Here is a 15,797-nt window from a genome sequence, read left to right as displayed (position 1 = left end):
CGTCAGCGGCTTCGCCACGGGCGAGGGCGGCCGCGAGAACGGGGCTCATGCGATGTCTCCTTCGGAATCGGATGCCAGCGCTTCGGGCTCCACGGCCGGGACACCCGCGAAGTCGGCTTCGCGAATGCGGGCGTGCACCCCCGAGACGATGTCGACGACCTGCGAGATGTCGAAGTCGGTCGCGGCCGACAGGTAGGCGTAGGCGAGATGCTCGTCCATGCCCCACCGCCCGCCCAGAAGCGCGAGAGAAGACCTCACGCACGCGCGCATCGCGGCATCGAGATCGGGGTCCATCCCGGTCGGCACGAGGTAGTCGGAAGTCCGCACCAGCGGGCCGGTGACCTCGCCGAAGGCGGCGCGGGCGGTATCCGCGGGGATGACCTCGAACCGAAGGGTCGCCCGTAACGAGGCCTCGAGTGCGGTGAGCGCGACCTCACCGTCGCCCTGCGCAAAGTGCGGGTCGCCGATGTACGCGAGCGCTCCCTCGACCTGCACGGGGAGGAAGAGCGTCGTGCCCTCGACGAGCAGGTTGATGTCGATGTTGCCGCCGTGGGTGCCCGGCGGGACGGAGTGCGGACGCTCGTCGCCGGCCACGGCCACCCCCATCGTGCCGAGGAACGGCGCGAGCGGGAACGACACCGCGGGATCCCCGCCGTCGACGAGGGGAAGGGTGCCGTACAGGATGCCATCACGCTCGGCGACCGCGGTAAACACGCTGACGTTGTGCTCGCCGCGCGGCAGCTCACCGACGAGGGCGCCCTTGCCGTGACGGTTCGAGATCACGCCGTACGGCACGCGCGGGACGAGCGATTCGACCGTGATCTTCAGGAGATCGCCGGGGTGCGCCTCTTTCACGTACACCGGGCCGACGACGACGTGCGGCCCGTCGGCGAAGGGGTCTCGAGCCACGGATGCCGCGATCTCGATCGCGTCGCGGAGCACCGCGTCGGCGGCGACGCCGTGCGCGGCGAAGTACGCGGCCGGGTCTTTGCCCTGGTCGTCGAGGATGCCCTCGTGGCTGACGGTGTCGATCGTGACGCTCTCTCCCGACGAGATCTCGAGCACGGGGGCGTCGGTCGCGCAGGGCAGACGACCCCACAGCACGGTGTCGGGCGCGGCGGGGAGGTAGTGGGCGGCGGGGATCGGACCGACGCCGGGCTGGAGGATCGGGACGACCGAGCCCTGCCCGCCGACGGACTCAGGTGCCCGTGCAGCCGTCGAGTCACGGCGGTCGAGGCCGCCCTGCGCACCGGGTGCTCCGGTCGTCGTCGACATCGTCACGCTTCCACCGTCGCGGCCGCGCGCAGCAGCTCGCGACCCTCGCGCTCGGTGACCGCGGCTCCGCGCCGGTACACCGAGGCACCTCGCAGCCAGGTCTCGCGAACCACCCCGGCGAGCGTCTGGCCGTGCCAGGGCGAGACGGGGTTGCGGTACTCGAGGGCGGCCGCGTCGACGACGAACTGCTCGTCGGGAGCGAACGCCACCAGGTGGGCGGGGGCGCCGGGGGCGATGACGCCGAGCCCCTCCAGGCCCGCGATGCGCGCGGGGCCGGTCGTCATCAGGGGCAGCAGCGACTCGAACGCGAGTCCCCGCTCTCGAGCGGTGGTGTGCACGGCCGAGAGGCCGGTCTGCAGCCCCGCGATACCGCCCCAGGCCAGGCCGAAGTCGGGGTTTCCCTTCAACTCGACCGTCGCGGGTGAGTGATCGCTGACGATCGCGTCGATCGTTCCGTCGACGACGCCCGCCCACAGCAGGTCGCGGTTGTCTCCGCCGCGGATCGGCGGGCAGCACTTGAACGCTCCCGCGCCGTCCGGTACGGCCGAGGCGTCGAGGGTGAGGTAGTGCGGGCACGTCTCGACGGTGAGCCGCACGCCCTCCGCTTTCGCGGCGCGGACGGCGTCGAGCGCTCCCCCGTCGGAGACGTGCACGATGTGCGCCCGGGCGCCCGTGCGGCGGGCGGCATCGATGACACGGAGGATCGCGGCGCGCTCGCTCAGCGGCGGGCGACTGGCCTCGAAGTCGCGGTAGTGGGGGCCCAGCGCACCGTCGGCGTGCAGGTGGGCCGGGTCTTCGGCGTGGACGATGAGCAGTGCGTCGAACTCGGCCAGCTCGGCGAGACAGCGCTCGAGCTGCTCGGGATCGAGGTGGCCGAACTCGTCGATACCGCTGGGCGACAGGAAGCACTTGAAGCCCACGACCCCGGCGTCGGAGAGCTCGCGCAGCGAGCCGAGGTTCTCGGGCACCGCGCCGCCCCAGTAGGCGACGTCGACCGCGAGCTTTCCCCCGGCGGCCCGGCGTTTGGCATCCAGGGCCTCGACGGTCGTGGTGACGGGGAGGCTGTTCAGCGGCATGTCGACGACGGTCGTGACGCCCCCCGCGGCCGCCGCGGCCGTGCCCGTGGCGAAGCCCTCCCACTCGGTGCGTCCGGGTTCGTCGAGGTGGACGTGCGAGTCGACGAGCCCGGGCAGAAGCACCGCGTCGGCGGGCAGCACCGTGTCGGCGGAAACGTCGAACGGCTCGAGGGAGGCGATCACCCCTTCGTCGATGACGACCGTGGCGGGCGCGAAGACCCCGTCGACGAAGACGCGGCGGGCGGCGATCCGGGTGCTCATGCCGTTCACGCTAAGCGCCTCGCGTTTCGCCGATGTAACCGTCATCAACATTCATGCGAACACCTGCGCGGTGACCGCGGTGCGAGGCGCCGCCAGCGCGTCGTCCCGGTCTCCCGGCGCCCCGTGGCGCACGTCGAACGCCCGCGGCGGGCGCGCGTACTCATCGCGCTTGCTCGTACCGAGCCCCATGCGCACCATCCCGGATGCCATGCCCACCGCCGCCGCGACCCCGTCGACGACCGGAATACCCACGCGTGCCGTGAGCTCGACGCAGAGATCGGCCATGCCTGCGCACCCGAGCACGATGACGTCGGCGCCCCCGGCGGCCGCGTCGGCGCTATACCGCGCGATGGTCTCCACGGCGGGCGAGTCGGTGTCCTCGAGGTCGAGCACGGGAATCCCCGTCGCGGCGAGCGAGACGCACGCCCGCTCCATGCCGTACCGCGACACGAGGTCGTGCGCACGCCCCAGCGTCCGGCTGAGCGTCGTGACCACCCCGAAGTGCCGCCCCGACACCGCTGCCAGGTGCATCGCCGCCTCGGCGATGCCCACGACCGGCACGTCGACCAGCTCGCGCGCCGCGTCGAGCCCCGGGTCGCCGAAGCAGGCGATCACGTACGCGTCTGCGGGGTCGGATCCGTCGCGGTCCGCCGCGATCAGCTCGACCACGGCGGCGGCCGCCGCGATCTCGTCGGTGTGGCTTTCGATCGCCGCCGCCCCGACGCTCGGGCACACGGCATCGACGATCACCCCGGGTCCCGCCACCCCCCGGGCGGCGTCCGCGATCTTCGCGGTCATCGCCCGGGAGGTGTTGGGGTTGATGAGCAGGATCCTCACGCGAGCGCCTCGCGAGAAGTCGCACCGGGGGCCGCGGCATCCGGAACCGTGTTCGCCACGACGGCGACCGGAGCCGAAACGGCCGACGGCTCGGATGCCGCCGTGGCGGCGGCTCCGTCGACGGTGCCGTCGGAGATTCCCTCGGTCTCGCCGTCGAACGTCGGGATGCGGGGGTCGAGACGCTCGAAGAACAGGAACAGCACGTAGCCGAGACCGCAGCCGATGAACCAGCTGTAGTCGCTGACCGCGGCGATGTCGAACAGGCCCAGGTCGGCGAAGAGCTTCGGGAAGATCGCGATCGCGACCGTCGGAACACCCGCGAAGACGACGGCCTTGACCGCGTTCGGGTTGAAGCCGTTGCGGTACCAGTAGGGCCCCTGGGTGTCCATCGTGAACATCGCGTCGACCTTCACCCGCTGGCGAGCGGCGATGTAGTAGCCGGCGATCAGGATGCCGAACAGCGGGCCGATCAGCGCGCCCAGCACACCGAGCGAGTAGTGGATGGCGTCGGCGTTGGAGTACCAGTTCCAGGGCATGAGGAAGGTCGACCCGACGGCGGCGATCATGCCGCCCGCGCGCCACGAGATCTTCTTCGGGGCGACGTTGGAGAAGTCGAAGGCGGGCGAGATGAAGTTGGCGACGATGTTGATGCCGACCGTGGCCGTGACGAAGGTCAGGCCGCCGAGCAGGATCGCGAAGGGCGTGTCGATCTGCTCGACCGTCTTGATCGGGTCGGTGATGAGCGCACCGAACACCGGCACGGTGGCCGACGCGGTGATGACGGTCAGCAGCGAGAAGAACATGAAGTTGATCGGCAGACCCCAGAAGTTGCCCTTCTTGACCGCCTCGAAGCTCTTGCCGTAGCGGGCGAAGTCGCCGAAGTTCAGCATCGGGCCGGAGAAGTACGACACGACGAGGGCGATGGCGGCGAACATGACCGGGATGGACGCCCAGAAGTCGAGCTGGGTCGTCGAGAGCGTGAAGGAGATGTTCTGGACGCCGGCCTGCGAGACGAGGTAGACGGCGAGGATGATCATCACGACGTAGACGGCGGGGCCGGCCCAGTCGATGAAGCGGCGGATGACCTCCATGCCGTTCCAGAAGAGCAGGAACTGCGCGACCCAGAGGATCGCGTACGAGATCCAGCCGAGCGCCGACAGGCCCGCGAACGAGACGTCGAGCAGGGCCGCGGAGCCCGGGATGAACTTCAGGAAGATGATGTTGAGCGACTCGGCCGCGAGGAACGTCTGCACCCCGTACCAGGCGATGGCGATGAGGCCGCGGATGATCGCGGGGATGTTGGCACCCCGGATGCCGAAGACCACGCGGTTGATGACGGGGTAGGGCACGCCCGTCTTCTGACTGGGCTTGGCGACCATGTTGGCGAAGACCTGCACGATGACGATGCCCGCGATGAGGGCGACGAACACCTGCCACGACTGAAGACCGAGCGCGAAGAGCGAACCGGCGGTGACGTAACCGCCGACCGAGTGCACGTCGCTCATCCAGAACGCGAAGATGTTGTAGCTCGACCACTTCTGCTTCCGCAGGGGCGCGAGGTCTTCGTTGGCGAGACGATCGTCGTAGTGGGGCTTCATGTTGCCACCCCCGTGGGGGTGGCCGGCGGCCTCCACGAGATCGTGGGGGCCGGTGAGCGGGGTCGAAGTCATGTCAATCCTCTCAGGACGATGGATGCCACGACGTGGAGTCCGCGGCCGGAGTGGAGCTCTGATGTGAAGTTATTGGTTCACATCACCGCGGCGGTTTCGCGTTTGTAACGAGCATGTGAAGTCGCTCCTTCACACCCTCGGCGATCCTTAGACTCGGGGCATGCCGCAGCCATCCCTCGCCGACGCCGTCGAGACTGCCGCTGCCGCCGCTTCCTCCCACGAATCCGAGGCCACGACCTCCGTCGGCACCCGCATCCGCGACCTGCGGCAGGCGCGCGGCATCTCGGCACGCGCCCTCGCGAAGACCCTCGGCATCTCCCCCAGCGCCGTCTCGCAGATCGAGCGCGGCGTGATGCAGCCGAGCGTCTCGCGCCTCATCGCCATCACCGACGCCCTCGGCGTTCCGCTCGTCGCGGCCTTCGACCCGGCATCCGGTCGTTCCGTCGAACCCGCCGGTCCCTCGGGATTCACCCTGCAGCGCGCGGGCCAGTCGCCCGACATCGTGCTCGACAGCGGGGTGTCGTTCCGCCGGCTCACCCCGGGGTCCTCTCCCGGCGTCGACTACTTCGAGTCGATCTACCCGCCCGGAGCGGCCGCGCACGGCGCCGACGGGCTGTTCCACCACGAGGGGTACGAGGTCGGCACGGTCGTCGCGGGCGAGCTCACCATCGACTTCGAGGCCGAGCGCGTGATCCTGCGCGCCGGCGACGCGATCAGCTACCCCTGCTCGGTTCCCCACCGCCTGCACAACACCGGTGACACGGACGCCGTGGCGCACTGGCTGATCGTGCACGCCTGACGGAGGGCCCGGCTCACTACCCGCGGCGTCTCGCGTCACCAGAACAGGGGAAGACAACCACGACAGGCCGCAACCGGTCGCAACGGCCTGTTCTCATGACATCCCCTGTTCTCGTGACCGCGAACCCCGCCCGGGATGTTGCCCACAGCAACATCGCCGACACATCCCGCTACAGCCGCGTAACGCGCACCGCCTAGCGTGGCGCGTATGCACCTCTCCGACTTCAACGCCGCCGACGATGCCGAAGCCGTCGCCGTCGCCCGCGTCTGGGCCGACGTTCCGGGCTGGGTCGACGCCGTCGTCGCGGGCCGCCCCTACGCGAGCGTCGACGCCCTCGCCGCCTACGCCGGAGACCTCGCCGCCGCGTGGTCGCCTGCCGACCTCGAGGCAGCTCTCCACGCCCACCCCCGTATCGGCGCGAAAGTGTCGGGCGACGGGGCCGAGGCCGCGGCATCACGTCGCGAGCAGGGCTCGATGGCATCCGCCGCCGACGATGACGTGGCGGCCATCGCCGCGGGCAACGCCGCGTACGAGGAGCGGTTCGGTCGCGTCTTCCTCATCCGCGCCGCCGGACGCACGCCGAGCGAGATGCGCGCCGAGCTCGAGCGCCGCCTCGGCAACGATCCCGACGCCGAGACCATCGAGGCCACGCGCCAGCTCGCCGAGATCGCCCTGCTGCGCCTGCGCACGACCTTCGCCGACGACGCTCCCGCCGAACCCGAGGACGCCGAATGAGCCACGTCACCACCCACATCCTGGATGCCGTGACCGGCACGCCCGCGGCCGGGGTCGCCGTGTCGCTCGCCCGCCTGAACGGCGCCTCCGTCGTCGAGGGCGTGACCGACGCCGACGGCCGCCTCGCCCTGGGCCCCGAGCGGCTCGACGACGGCGACTACGCGATCACCTTCGCCACCGGCGCGTACTTCCGCGGGCGCGACGTCGCGTCGTTCCACCCCGTGGTCACGGTCGCTTTCACCGTCTCGGGCGAGCCGCACCTGCACGTGCCGCTGCTGCTCAGCCCCTTCGCCTACTCGACCTACCGCGGCAGCTGAGGAGCGATATGAAGGTCATCGTCATCGGCGCGGGCGTCGGCGGAACCTCCGCCGCGCTCGCCCTGCAGAAACTCGGCCACGAGGTCGTCGTCTACGACCGCATGCGCGAGAACAAGCCGGTCGGCGCGGCGCTGTCCCTGTGGTCGAACGGCGTGAAGGTGCTGAACTGGCTCGGCCTCGGGCCGCAGGTGGCCGCCCTCGGCGGCCGCATGGACGACATGGCCTACTACGACGGCCACACCGGCGACGAGATGTGCCGCTTCAGCCTCGCCCCGGTCACCGAACAGACCGGCCAGCGCCCCTACCCCGTCGCCCGCGCCGACCTGCAGCAGCTGATGATGGATGCCGTCGGCTCCGACATCATCCACCTCGGCAAGCAGCTGGTCGAGGTCACCGACGACGGCGAGACCGTCACCGCCGGCTTCGCCGACGGCACCACCGACACGGCCGACCTGCTGATCGGTGCCGACGGGGCCCGCTCGATCGTGCGCGACTACGTCACCGAGCCCACCGGCATCCGTCCCGAGCGCACCTACTCGGGCTACGTCAACTACAACGGCCTCGTCGCGGCCGACGAGCGCATCGGACCACTCGACCAGTGGACGACGTACGTCGGCGACGGCAAGCGCTGCGCCGTGATGCCCGTCGCGGGCGACCGCTTCTACTTCTTCGTCGATGTGCCCGGACCCTCGGGCGTGGTCGAAGACCGGATGACGGCCCTCGAGCGCGCCTTCGGGCCGTGGGGCGCACCGGGCGTACGGGCGCTGCTCGACGGCATCGACCCCGACGAGTCGCTCAACCGCGTGGAGATCTGGGACATCGACCCCTTCGACACGTGGGTGCGGGGCCGCGTGGCGATCCTCGGGGACGCGGCGCACAACACCGCCCCCGACATCGGGCAGGGCGCCTGCTCCGCCCTCGAAGACAGCTTCGCCCTCGGCATCGTGTTCGCCACCTCCACCCTCGGCGTCGAGGATTCGCTCAAGCGGTACGAGCGCATCCGCACCGAGCGGGCGGGCGACCTCGTGCTGCGCGCCCGCAAGCGCGCCCATGAGACGCACGCCTTCGACGTCGCCGCGACCCAGGCCTGGTACGACGGGCTCCGCCGCGAAGACGGCACGGGCGTGATCCGCGGGATCGTCGGCAATATCGAGGGCAGTCCGGTCGAGCTCGGTGGGAGCGTGATGCGCTGAGGACCGCTGGCTCCTCGCTCCGCGGGGCACGCCCCCCGGGGGCGTTTCACCCGGGTGAATCTCCCTGGGAGAAGTCGAAGCAAAACCGCGCTCGCCCCGTCAAAGCATTACCCTCGTCGGCGAGAGGGGGCTCTCGTGCCAAGATTCTCCGTCGATCCTGAGGCGCTGCGCACGAGCGCCGCGCGCCTCGAGGATTTGCGCGACGCCGCGGGCTCGTTCACGGAGACGTGTCCGGCCGACATCGGCCACGCGGCCGCAGAGAATGCGATCTCGCGCCTTGCGGTCGACACGGCTGACGCGTGGAGAAGCGCGGTCGAGGACCTCGGTCACCTCGTCGAACGGCTCCGGCAGAGTGCCGACCTGTACGAGAGGACCGATCAAGACCTCGTGGTGCCCGGCGGGACGGTCGAGAGGTGAGCGAACTCGGGCAGACGTCCGACCCGGTCGACCTCATCCCCGGGTCGGTGAGCGGTCTCGACGAGTTCGTATCGCAGTGGCGAGAGCGCGCACGTACTGCGGGAGACATCGCCGCCCAGCTCACAAGACTCCCCTCGCCGGAGGGCTGGGAAGGGGCAGCCGCGGACGGCTTCGCTGCCCGTCTCCCCGACGTGGGCACGCAATGGCAACGGCTGGAGGAGTCACTGACCACGGCAGCCGACGCGCTGGATGAATACGCAACCGTACTCGGGTGGGCACAGCAGAAGGCGGGCGATGCCATCGCCATGTGGCAGGTCGCGCAAGCGCAAACGGCCGCGGGGGTCGAGAGCTACCGGCAGGCAGAACGCTAGGCGGGCGCGACAGGCATCGTCCCCTTCTATACAGACGCCGGCGCAGCAACCCGAAGTGACGCGCAAAGCCTGCTCGCCTACGCCCGGTCCGAGGTTCGAGACGCGGGCGACACCGCCGCGCATGCGATGACCGCGATCACGCCGCCGGAAGCACTCACTTGGGAAGGGGCCGGCGCGCTCTTCTTGGGAGCGCTCGTCGTTCAAGGCCAGATCCACTGGGACACCCTGGCGAATCTGGTGAACGGCACCGCCTCGGTCGGTAATGCCATCTTGCGGAACCCTGACGCACTCCTCGCGCTCCTGGGTGGCGGGGCGATGATGATCGGCGGCGGCGCGACAGCTCTCGATGGTGGAGGGCTGGCAGCGACCGGGGTGGGAAGCGTTCCGGGCGGGGCCGCGGTGGTCGGTGGCCTCGCCGTCGCGGGGACCGGCGGCGCGTTGGCGGCCGCAGGCGCCTCGAAGCTGGCCGGTGAGGCCACAGGCAGCGCCGGTGTCATGCTGATGGAGAAGCAGCGTGGGGCCGATCGGGGCGATGGTCGTGACGACTACGGGCAGTTTGCGCATGGGCAAGGCAACAAGCCGTGGGTGGACAAGGAGAAGCAGGGGCTGGACGAGATCGAGGACGAAATCAACTCATCCGTAGAGCGGAAACGAGTCGCTTCATCAATCGAAGGCAGCATTCAGAAGCGCTATTTTGATGGGTTATACAAGAACCCCGATGGGTCCTACACAGCCGTCGAGGTCAAAAGCGGTTCCGCCTTCGAGAGGTATTCGAGAGGCGAAGGTCAGCAACGGATTTTTGATGAATCGATCTCACCTGACAGTCCCGCTACGGCCACGTTGAACAGAGAGAAGATCTTGATCAGCAGGGTGAGAGTTAAGGAGATGCCGTGATGCGGCCTCATTACTACACCATGGATGGTAGTTCCATGGAATTCGGAAGCGGACTGAGGCCCGCCCGGGATGACATCGCTCACCTCCTCAGCCTGCTCCGCGCAGGAAAGCGATCGACCTTCATTCTTGGCCCTATTCCCGACGGAGTGAAATTCATCGACTACATCCGCAAGGGCGAAAAAACCCGGTACCTGCAATGCGCCGGCACCTCGGAGGCTATGACGATCGAATGGCACAAGGTCGACGACGACGACGGTCAAGACCGTCACTACATCGTCGGCCACGGCGGCGACCACTCCGGAGACCCCTCCGTCGATATCCCCTTCTTCGAGGGCACCCGCACGGCGACCGTGTACCCCGATGAGGTCTTCGCACTCGATGAGGCGACCGATATCTTTTTCCATTACTACGAGACCGGCGAGATCCCGTCCGGGTACGAGCTGCGCTGGTACGACCTCACCTGGCCGAAGCCGCAGCCGTGACCATCCGTTTCGACGGCGACAGACACGCACAGCTCGTCGATGCACTCCGCGACACGACCGCGTCCATCGAACGACACCTTGACGACCTCGATGCTGCCGTCGCCGCCGGACGAGCCGAATGGACGGGGGACGCAAGAAACGCCTACGACACGGCCCAGCGACAGTGGTCGGACGCTCTCGATCGGATGAATGCGAGTTTGGCTGATGCGACGTCGGGGATGGATGCGGCGCGTTCCGCGTTCGAGGCCGCAGAGGCGCTGGTGACTCGCCTCTGGACCTGAGCCCGTACATCAACGTCCGCAATAGTGTGAGGGGGAGAATTCGGTGGCCGAGCGCCATTACTACACGATGGATCGCAGCTCCATAGAATTTGGAAGCGGGCTGCGGTCAGCCCGGGATGACATCGCTCACCTTCTGATCCTGCTCCGCGCAGGAAAACGATCGACCTTCATTCTTGGGCCTATTCCGGACGGCGTGAAATTTGCCCGCTACATCCGCAAGGGCGAAAACCCGATACCTGCAATGCGCTGGCACCTCCGACGCGATGACGATCGAATGGCACAAGATCGACGACGACGACGGTCAAGACCGTCACTACATCGTCGGCCACGGCGGCGACCACTCCCGGGAGCCCTCCGGAAATATCCCCTTCTTCGACGGCACACGCAAGGCCACCGTGTACCCCGACGAGGTCTTCGCACTCGACGAAGCGACCCATATCTTCTTCCACTATTACGAGACCGGCGAGATTCCGTCCGCGTACGAGCTGCGCTGGTACGACCTCATCTGGCCGAAACCGCAGCCGTCGACAGCACTCTCTTTCCCAATTACCGACTCAGCGCGCAACGGTTAGGGAAGCCCGTATGCTCGCGCTCGCGGCCAGAAAGCCCAGCTGACAGGTGACGTTCTACTACACCGTCGATGCTCGGCGTTCCGGGGAATTCGTGGTGGACGTGAGGCCTCCGAGGGCAACACTGGGGAGGCTGCTGAGCTTAATGATGCCCGGCGAGCGCTCGACGTTTCTCTTGGCACCGATCCCCTCTGGGTACGATTTCCTGACCTATCTGCACAAGCAGGGTGGCAGCCCCGTGTATCTCCAGTGCGCCGGTACCTCCGACGCGATGACGATCGAATGGCACAAGATCGACGACGACGGCCAAGACCGGCACTACATCGTCGGCCACGGCGGCGACCACGCCGGAGACCCCTCCGTCGATATCCCCTTTTTCGACGGCACCTGCTCGGCGACCGTCTATCCCGACGAGGTCTTCGCACTCGACGAAGCGACCGACATCTTCTTCCGTTACTACGAGACCGGCGAGATCCCGTCCGGCTACGAGCTGCGCTGGTACGACCTCACGTGGCCGAAGCCGCAGCCGTGATCGCACCGGTGTGTCACCGTATGACGCACGACCGCCGGTCGGGGCGGCCCCGCGTGGCACCGTGGATGCGACGTATCCGCACCGCTCACGCCGCCGGGAGGCCCCATGTCCGAGTACTTCGATCGCACCGCCGACAAGACGTACACCAAGGTCTACAAGGCCGAGACACCCGACATCCTGGCCGCGTTCGCCGCGTTCGATCAGGCCGTGTTCGCCCCCGAGGGTCGCGCGATCCCGCTGAAGTACCGCGAGCTCATCGCCCTGGCCGTCGGCATCACGACCCAGTGCGTCTACTGCATCGACGGTCACTCGCAGAACGCCGTCAAGGCGGGCGCCACCGAGGCGGAGCTCGCCGAGGCCGCGTGGGTCGCGACCGCCATCCGCGCGGGCGGTGGCTACGCGCACGGACGCCTGGCGTTCAAGCTCGCCGACGACGCCCGCCCCCACCAGCACTGACCCCGTGACGGACGCGCCGCCGACCCAGGCTGCCGAGACCGGAACACCGCAGCCCGGCCCGCTCGAGACCGAAGCACTCGAGCACATCCGCGCGCTCATCCGCATCGACAGCGTCAACACGGGCGACGCGGCCACGATCGGCGACGGCGAGACGCGCGCCGCGCTCTACGTGAAGAAGCATCTCGACGAGGTCGGCTACGAGACGGTCCTCGTCGAACCCCGGCCGGGTCGGGCGAGTGTCCTCGCCCGGTTGCCGGGTTCGGATCCGGATGCCGGCGCCCTCGTCGCGCATGCCCACCTCGACGTCGTGCCGGTCGACGTGGAGAACTGGACGCATCCGCCGTTCGGGGCCGAGATCCACGACGGCCTGCTGTACGGCCGCGGCGCGGTCGACATGAAGGACTTCGCGGGGATGCTGCTCGCGATCGCCCGGGCCTTCCGCCGCGACGGCATCGTCCCGCGACGCGACCTCATCTTCGCGTTCTTCGCCGACGAGGAGGCCGGCGGCGTGTGGGGCGCCCGGTGGATCGTCGAGAACCGCCCCGAGCTCTTCGAGGGCGCGACGGAAGCGCTGAGCGAGGTGGGCGGCTTCTCGATCCCGCTCCCCGATGACCGCCGCGCCTACCTCGTGGCGACGGCAGAGAAGGGCGTGACCGTCGCGACACTCACCGCCCGCGGATCCGCCGCCCACGGATCGAGGCCGACGAGCGACAACGCCGTAGTCCGTCTCGCCCAGGCCGTCGCGGCGGTCGGTGTGCACCGCTTCCCCGCCGTGCGCACGGCCACGCTCGAACGCTTCCTCGAGGTGTACGGGCAGGCGAGCGGTCAGCCGCTCGACACCGACGATCTCTCGCGCCTCGGGTTCGCGGCATCCGTCATCGACGCGGGCACGCGCAACACAGCGTCGCCCACCGTGCTCGCCGCCGGGGGCAAGATCAACGTCATCCCGGCCGCGGCGAGCGCGACGCTCGACGTCCGCGTGGTCCCCGGGCAGGCCGAAGCGGTCAGAGCGCAGCTCGCGGATGTCGTCGGCGACGACATCGAGGTCGCGTGGGCGCGAGACATCCCGGCCATCGAGTCGCCCGTCGACGCGCCGCTGCTCGACGTGCTTCAGGATGCCGTGACGGCGGAGGACGCGGGCGGAACGGTCGTGCCCTATCTTCTGCCGGCCAGTACCGACAACAAGCACCTGGCCCGACTAGGCATCCGTGGGTACGGGTTCGTCCCGCTGCGGGTGCCCGCCGACTTCGACGTGTACGGGCAGTTCCATGCCGCCGACGAGCGCGTCCCCGTGGACGCGGTGTATTTCGGGACGCGTGTGACGGCGCGGATCCTCCGCGACGCCTGAGGGCGAGGCGGCACTCCCACGATGGGCCCGACAGCGCGCGGGCCGAACTCCTGACAAATCGCCGGTGGCGCACGCGGCTGGCGCGTTGTTTGGGCCCCAGGGTCGGACGTACTCGACTTTCTCCGGAGTTTGGCACGCGCTCGCCTACCGGCAGCACTTCGGCTACGCGCCGAGTCGCACCCCTCAGCCTTAACCCACCGACGCGCGGGCCTTTCTCATATGGCCCCGCGTGGCGTCGTGTTTCGGCCGGTGACCTGTCGTTTCGACGTGTGAAACGACGCCTCGCAGGACCTCCCGAGGGCGATCTAGCGTGTCGGTCACCCCCGGGGCCCCCGCTCCGGCGGGGAATCCGAGGAGCACGCCATGACCACCACCGCGCCGGCACCCACCGCCCGCCCGACGACGACACCGCCCGACGGAAGGGTCGACCTGGGCACCGTCACCGTCGTCCCCACCCGCCACTGGTGGCGATGGATCCTCAGCGCGCTGCTGCTGTTCGTCGTCGCGCAGTTCGCGTGGAGCCTCGTCACCAACGACCGGTACATGTGGGGCACGTTCGCGCAGTACTTCTTCTCGGAGCCCGTGCTGATCGGCATCGGGTACACGCTCTCGCTCACGGCGATCTCGGCCGTCGTCGGCTTCTCGCTGGGCACGCTGCTGGCCCTGGGCCGCTTGTCGGCGTCCCCCCTGCTGAGCGCGGTGGCGTGGGGCTACATCTGGTTCTTCCGCTCGGTGCCCCTCGTCGTGCAGATCATCGTCTGGTACAACCTCGGATACCTCTACCCGACCCTGGGCCTGGGGACGCCGTTCACGACCGACTTCTGGATCGTGGAGTTCCCCACCGTCCAGCTCGTCAGCGCCTTCGCCGCCGCGATCCTGGGCCTGGGTCTGCACCAGGCGGCGTACTCGGCCGAGATCATCCGCGGCGGGCTCGTCTCGGTCGACCCCGGTCAGCACGAGGCGGCCGCGGCGCTCGGCATCCCGGCATCCCGTCGGCTTTTCCGCATCATCCTGCCGCAGGCGATGCGCTCGATCGTCCCGAACGCCACGAACGAGGTCATCGGTCTGGTCAAGGGCGCGTCGGTCGTGTTCGTCATCGCGATCCCCGAGCTGTTCTACGCCGTGCAGGTGATCTACAACCGCAACAGCCGCGTCATCCCACTGCTGCTCGTCGCGGTCGTCTGGTACACCCTCATCACGACGATCCTCAGCGTCGCGCAGTACTACATCGAGCGGTACTACGCCCGGGGATCCGCACGGGCCCTGCCGCCGACGCCGGTGCAGCGGGCGCGCACGTGGGTGAGCGTGCAGTGGGCGCGCTTGGGTGACCCTCCGGCCCCGCCGGGCGGAAGGGATGCCGCGGGCCCGGCGTCCTCACCCAGCGACTCACCGCGTGCAGCCGGTGCCGTCGTGACGTCGAAGGGCGGCCACGCATGACCGCCGCCACCGCCACGAGCGGACTCGTCGAGATCCACAACGTGCATAAGGCGTTCCACGGCGTCGAGGTGCTGAAGGGCATCGACCTCACCGTCCACCCCGGCGAGGTCGTCGCCCTCCTCGGCCCCAGCGGATCGGGCAAGTCGACGCTCCTGCGCACCATAAACCACCTCGAGACGGTGGATGCCGGCTCGGTCACCGTCGACGGGGAGTTCATCGGCTACGAGCTGCGTCACGGCAAGCTCCACGAGTTGCGCGAGCGCGAGATCCTGCAGCGGCGGACGCAAGTGGGGATCGTCTTCCAGAACTTCCACCTGTTCCCGCACCTCACGGCCCTCGAGAACATCACCGAGGCGCCGCTCGCGCTCGCGCGCCTGGGCAAGGAGGATGCCCGTCGTCTCGCCCTCGGTCTACTCGAGAGGGTGGGTCTCGCCGAGAAAGCCGACGCGTACCCGCGCCAGCTGTCGGGCGGCCAGCAACAGCGCGTCGCGATCGCTCGTGCCCTCGCGCTGCAGCCCAAGGTGCTGCTGTTCGACGAGCCGACGAGCGCCCTCGATCCCGAACTCGTCGGCGAGGTGCTCGACGTCATCCGCGGTCTGGCGCAGCTCGGCACGACCCTCGTCATCGTCACGCACGAGATCGGCTTCGCCCGCGAGGTCGCCGACCGCGTGGTGTTCCTCGATCGCGGCCGGATCGTCGAGCAGGGAACGCCCGACGAGGTGCTCTCCCGTCCGCAGCACCCGCGCACCCGCGAGTTCCTCGCGAAAGTGCTCGGCTGACGCCGCGCACCCCGCGGAGGCTTCGACAGGCTCAGCCACCGCTCCCCGACCACACCCCTACCCACACC

Annotated in this window: 19 protein-coding genes; 15 read left to right on the top strand and 4 right to left on the bottom strand. The window is 69.0% G+C overall.

The features are described 5' to 3' along the window. Positions 1-45: 45 nt before the first annotated feature. The 4 genes from OVA17_RS06945 to OVA17_RS06930 are packed head-to-tail and all read right to left on the bottom strand — an operon-like array spanning position 46 to position 5,119. A complete protein-coding gene (locus OVA17_RS06945) occupies positions 46-1,275 on the bottom strand; it encodes an acetamidase/formamidase family protein (protein ID WP_420712436.1) in 1,230 nt (409 codons plus the stop codon). Between the two features lie 2 nt (positions 1,276-1,277). Beyond that, on the bottom strand, positions 1,278-2,612 hold the full coding sequence (gene allB / locus OVA17_RS06940) for an allantoinase AllB (RefSeq protein ID WP_267789077.1): 1,335 nt from the start codon (positions 2,610-2,612) through the stop codon (positions 1,278-1,280). A 51-nt stretch (positions 2,613-2,663) separates the two neighbouring features. After that, positions 2,664-3,449 (bottom strand): aspartate/glutamate racemase family protein, encoded by a 786-nt coding sequence (locus tag OVA17_RS06935; RefSeq protein WP_267789076.1) that lies wholly within the window; start codon positions 3,447-3,449, stop codon positions 2,664-2,666. Beyond that, entirely contained in the window at positions 3,446-5,119 is a 1,674-nt protein-coding gene (locus tag OVA17_RS06930) for an NCS1 family nucleobase:cation symporter-1 (RefSeq protein ID WP_267789075.1), read from the bottom strand. The genes OVA17_RS06935 and OVA17_RS06930 overlap by 4 nt, the downstream gene beginning before the upstream one ends. A gap of 160 nt (positions 5,120-5,279) precedes the next feature. On the opposite strand from OVA17_RS06930, the gene OVA17_RS06925 reads away from it, so the two are divergent. The 15 genes from OVA17_RS06925 (at position 5,280) to OVA17_RS06855 (ending at position 15,729) form a co-directional block, all read left to right on the top strand. Then, positions 5,280-5,918, top strand: coding sequence for a helix-turn-helix domain-containing protein (locus tag OVA17_RS06925; protein WP_210072562.1), 639 nt, complete (start codon positions 5,280-5,282; stop codon positions 5,916-5,918). A 207-nt stretch (positions 5,919-6,125) separates the two neighbouring features. Then, on the top strand, positions 6,126-6,653 hold the full coding sequence (uraD, locus tag OVA17_RS06920) for a 2-oxo-4-hydroxy-4-carboxy-5-ureidoimidazoline decarboxylase (protein WP_210072563.1): 528 nt from the start codon (positions 6,126-6,128) through the stop codon (positions 6,651-6,653). Next, positions 6,650-6,970 carry a hydroxyisourate hydrolase gene (gene uraH, locus OVA17_RS06915; RefSeq protein ID WP_267789072.1) on the top strand — a complete coding sequence of 107 codons (321 nt, stop codon included), beginning with the start codon at positions 6,650-6,652 and terminating at the stop codon, positions 6,968-6,970. The genes uraD and uraH overlap by 4 nt, the downstream gene beginning before the upstream one ends. An 8-nt stretch (positions 6,971-6,978) precedes the next feature. Further along, positions 6,979-8,163, top strand: a complete 1,185-nt coding sequence (gene hpxO / locus OVA17_RS06910) for an FAD-dependent urate hydroxylase HpxO (RefSeq protein ID WP_267789071.1) — start codon at positions 6,979-6,981, stop codon at positions 8,161-8,163. A gap of 135 nt (positions 8,164-8,298) precedes the next feature. Beyond that, on the top strand, positions 8,299-8,580 hold the full coding sequence (locus tag OVA17_RS06905; protein ID WP_210072566.1) for a hypothetical protein: 282 nt from the start codon (positions 8,299-8,301) through the stop codon (positions 8,578-8,580). Further along, a complete protein-coding gene (locus tag OVA17_RS06900) occupies positions 8,577-8,951 on the top strand; it encodes a putative T7SS-secreted protein (protein ID WP_267789070.1) in 375 nt (124 codons plus the stop codon). The genes OVA17_RS06905 and OVA17_RS06900 overlap by 4 nt, the downstream gene beginning before the upstream one ends. A 126-nt stretch (positions 8,952-9,077) precedes the next feature. Next, positions 9,078-9,845, top strand: a complete 768-nt coding sequence (locus tag OVA17_RS06895) for a hypothetical protein (RefSeq protein ID WP_267789069.1) — start codon at positions 9,078-9,080, stop codon at positions 9,843-9,845. Next, a complete protein-coding gene (locus OVA17_RS06890; RefSeq protein ID WP_267789068.1) occupies positions 9,842-10,327 on the top strand; it encodes a hypothetical protein in 486 nt (161 codons plus the stop codon). The genes OVA17_RS06895 and OVA17_RS06890 overlap by 4 nt, the downstream gene beginning before the upstream one ends. Further along, positions 10,324-10,608, top strand: a complete 285-nt coding sequence (locus tag OVA17_RS06885; protein WP_210072569.1) for a WXG100 family type VII secretion target — start codon at positions 10,324-10,326, stop codon at positions 10,606-10,608. Before OVA17_RS06890 ends, OVA17_RS06885 begins: the two co-directional genes overlap by 4 nt. Before the next feature lie 263 nt (positions 10,609-10,871). Continuing rightward, entirely contained in the window at positions 10,872-11,180 is a 309-nt protein-coding gene (locus tag OVA17_RS06880; RefSeq protein ID WP_267789067.1) for a hypothetical protein, read from the top strand. 46 nt (positions 11,181-11,226) lie between these two features. Continuing rightward, entirely contained in the window at positions 11,227-11,709 is a 483-nt protein-coding gene (locus OVA17_RS06875) for a hypothetical protein (protein WP_267789066.1), read from the top strand. A 105-nt stretch (positions 11,710-11,814) separates the two neighbouring features. Further along, positions 11,815-12,165, top strand: a complete 351-nt coding sequence (locus OVA17_RS06870) for a carboxymuconolactone decarboxylase family protein (protein ID WP_055959812.1) — start codon at positions 11,815-11,817, stop codon at positions 12,163-12,165. Between the two features lie 4 nt (positions 12,166-12,169). After that, the gene (locus OVA17_RS06865) at positions 12,170-13,513 is read left to right on the top strand and encodes a M20/M25/M40 family metallo-hydrolase (RefSeq protein WP_267789065.1); all 1,344 of its coding nucleotides are present in this window, start codon (positions 12,170-12,172) and stop codon (positions 13,511-13,513) included. A 363-nt stretch (positions 13,514-13,876) separates the two neighbouring features. Further along, the gene (locus OVA17_RS06860) at positions 13,877-14,950 is read left to right on the top strand and encodes an amino acid ABC transporter permease (protein ID WP_267789064.1); all 1,074 of its coding nucleotides are present in this window, start codon (positions 13,877-13,879) and stop codon (positions 14,948-14,950) included. After that, the gene (locus OVA17_RS06855) at positions 14,947-15,729 is read left to right on the top strand and encodes an amino acid ABC transporter ATP-binding protein (protein ID WP_267789063.1); all 783 of its coding nucleotides are present in this window, start codon (positions 14,947-14,949) and stop codon (positions 15,727-15,729) included. Before OVA17_RS06860 ends, OVA17_RS06855 begins: the two co-directional genes overlap by 4 nt. The last annotated feature ends 68 nt before the right edge of the window (positions 15,730-15,797 follow it).

The sequence above is a fragment of the Microbacterium sp. SL75 genome (assembly GCF_026625865.1).
GTDB lineage: Bacteria > Actinomycetota > Actinomycetes > Actinomycetales > Microbacteriaceae > Microbacterium.
Note: the sequence above shows the minus strand (reverse complement) of the source record. Positions and strands in the feature narration are given on the sequence as shown.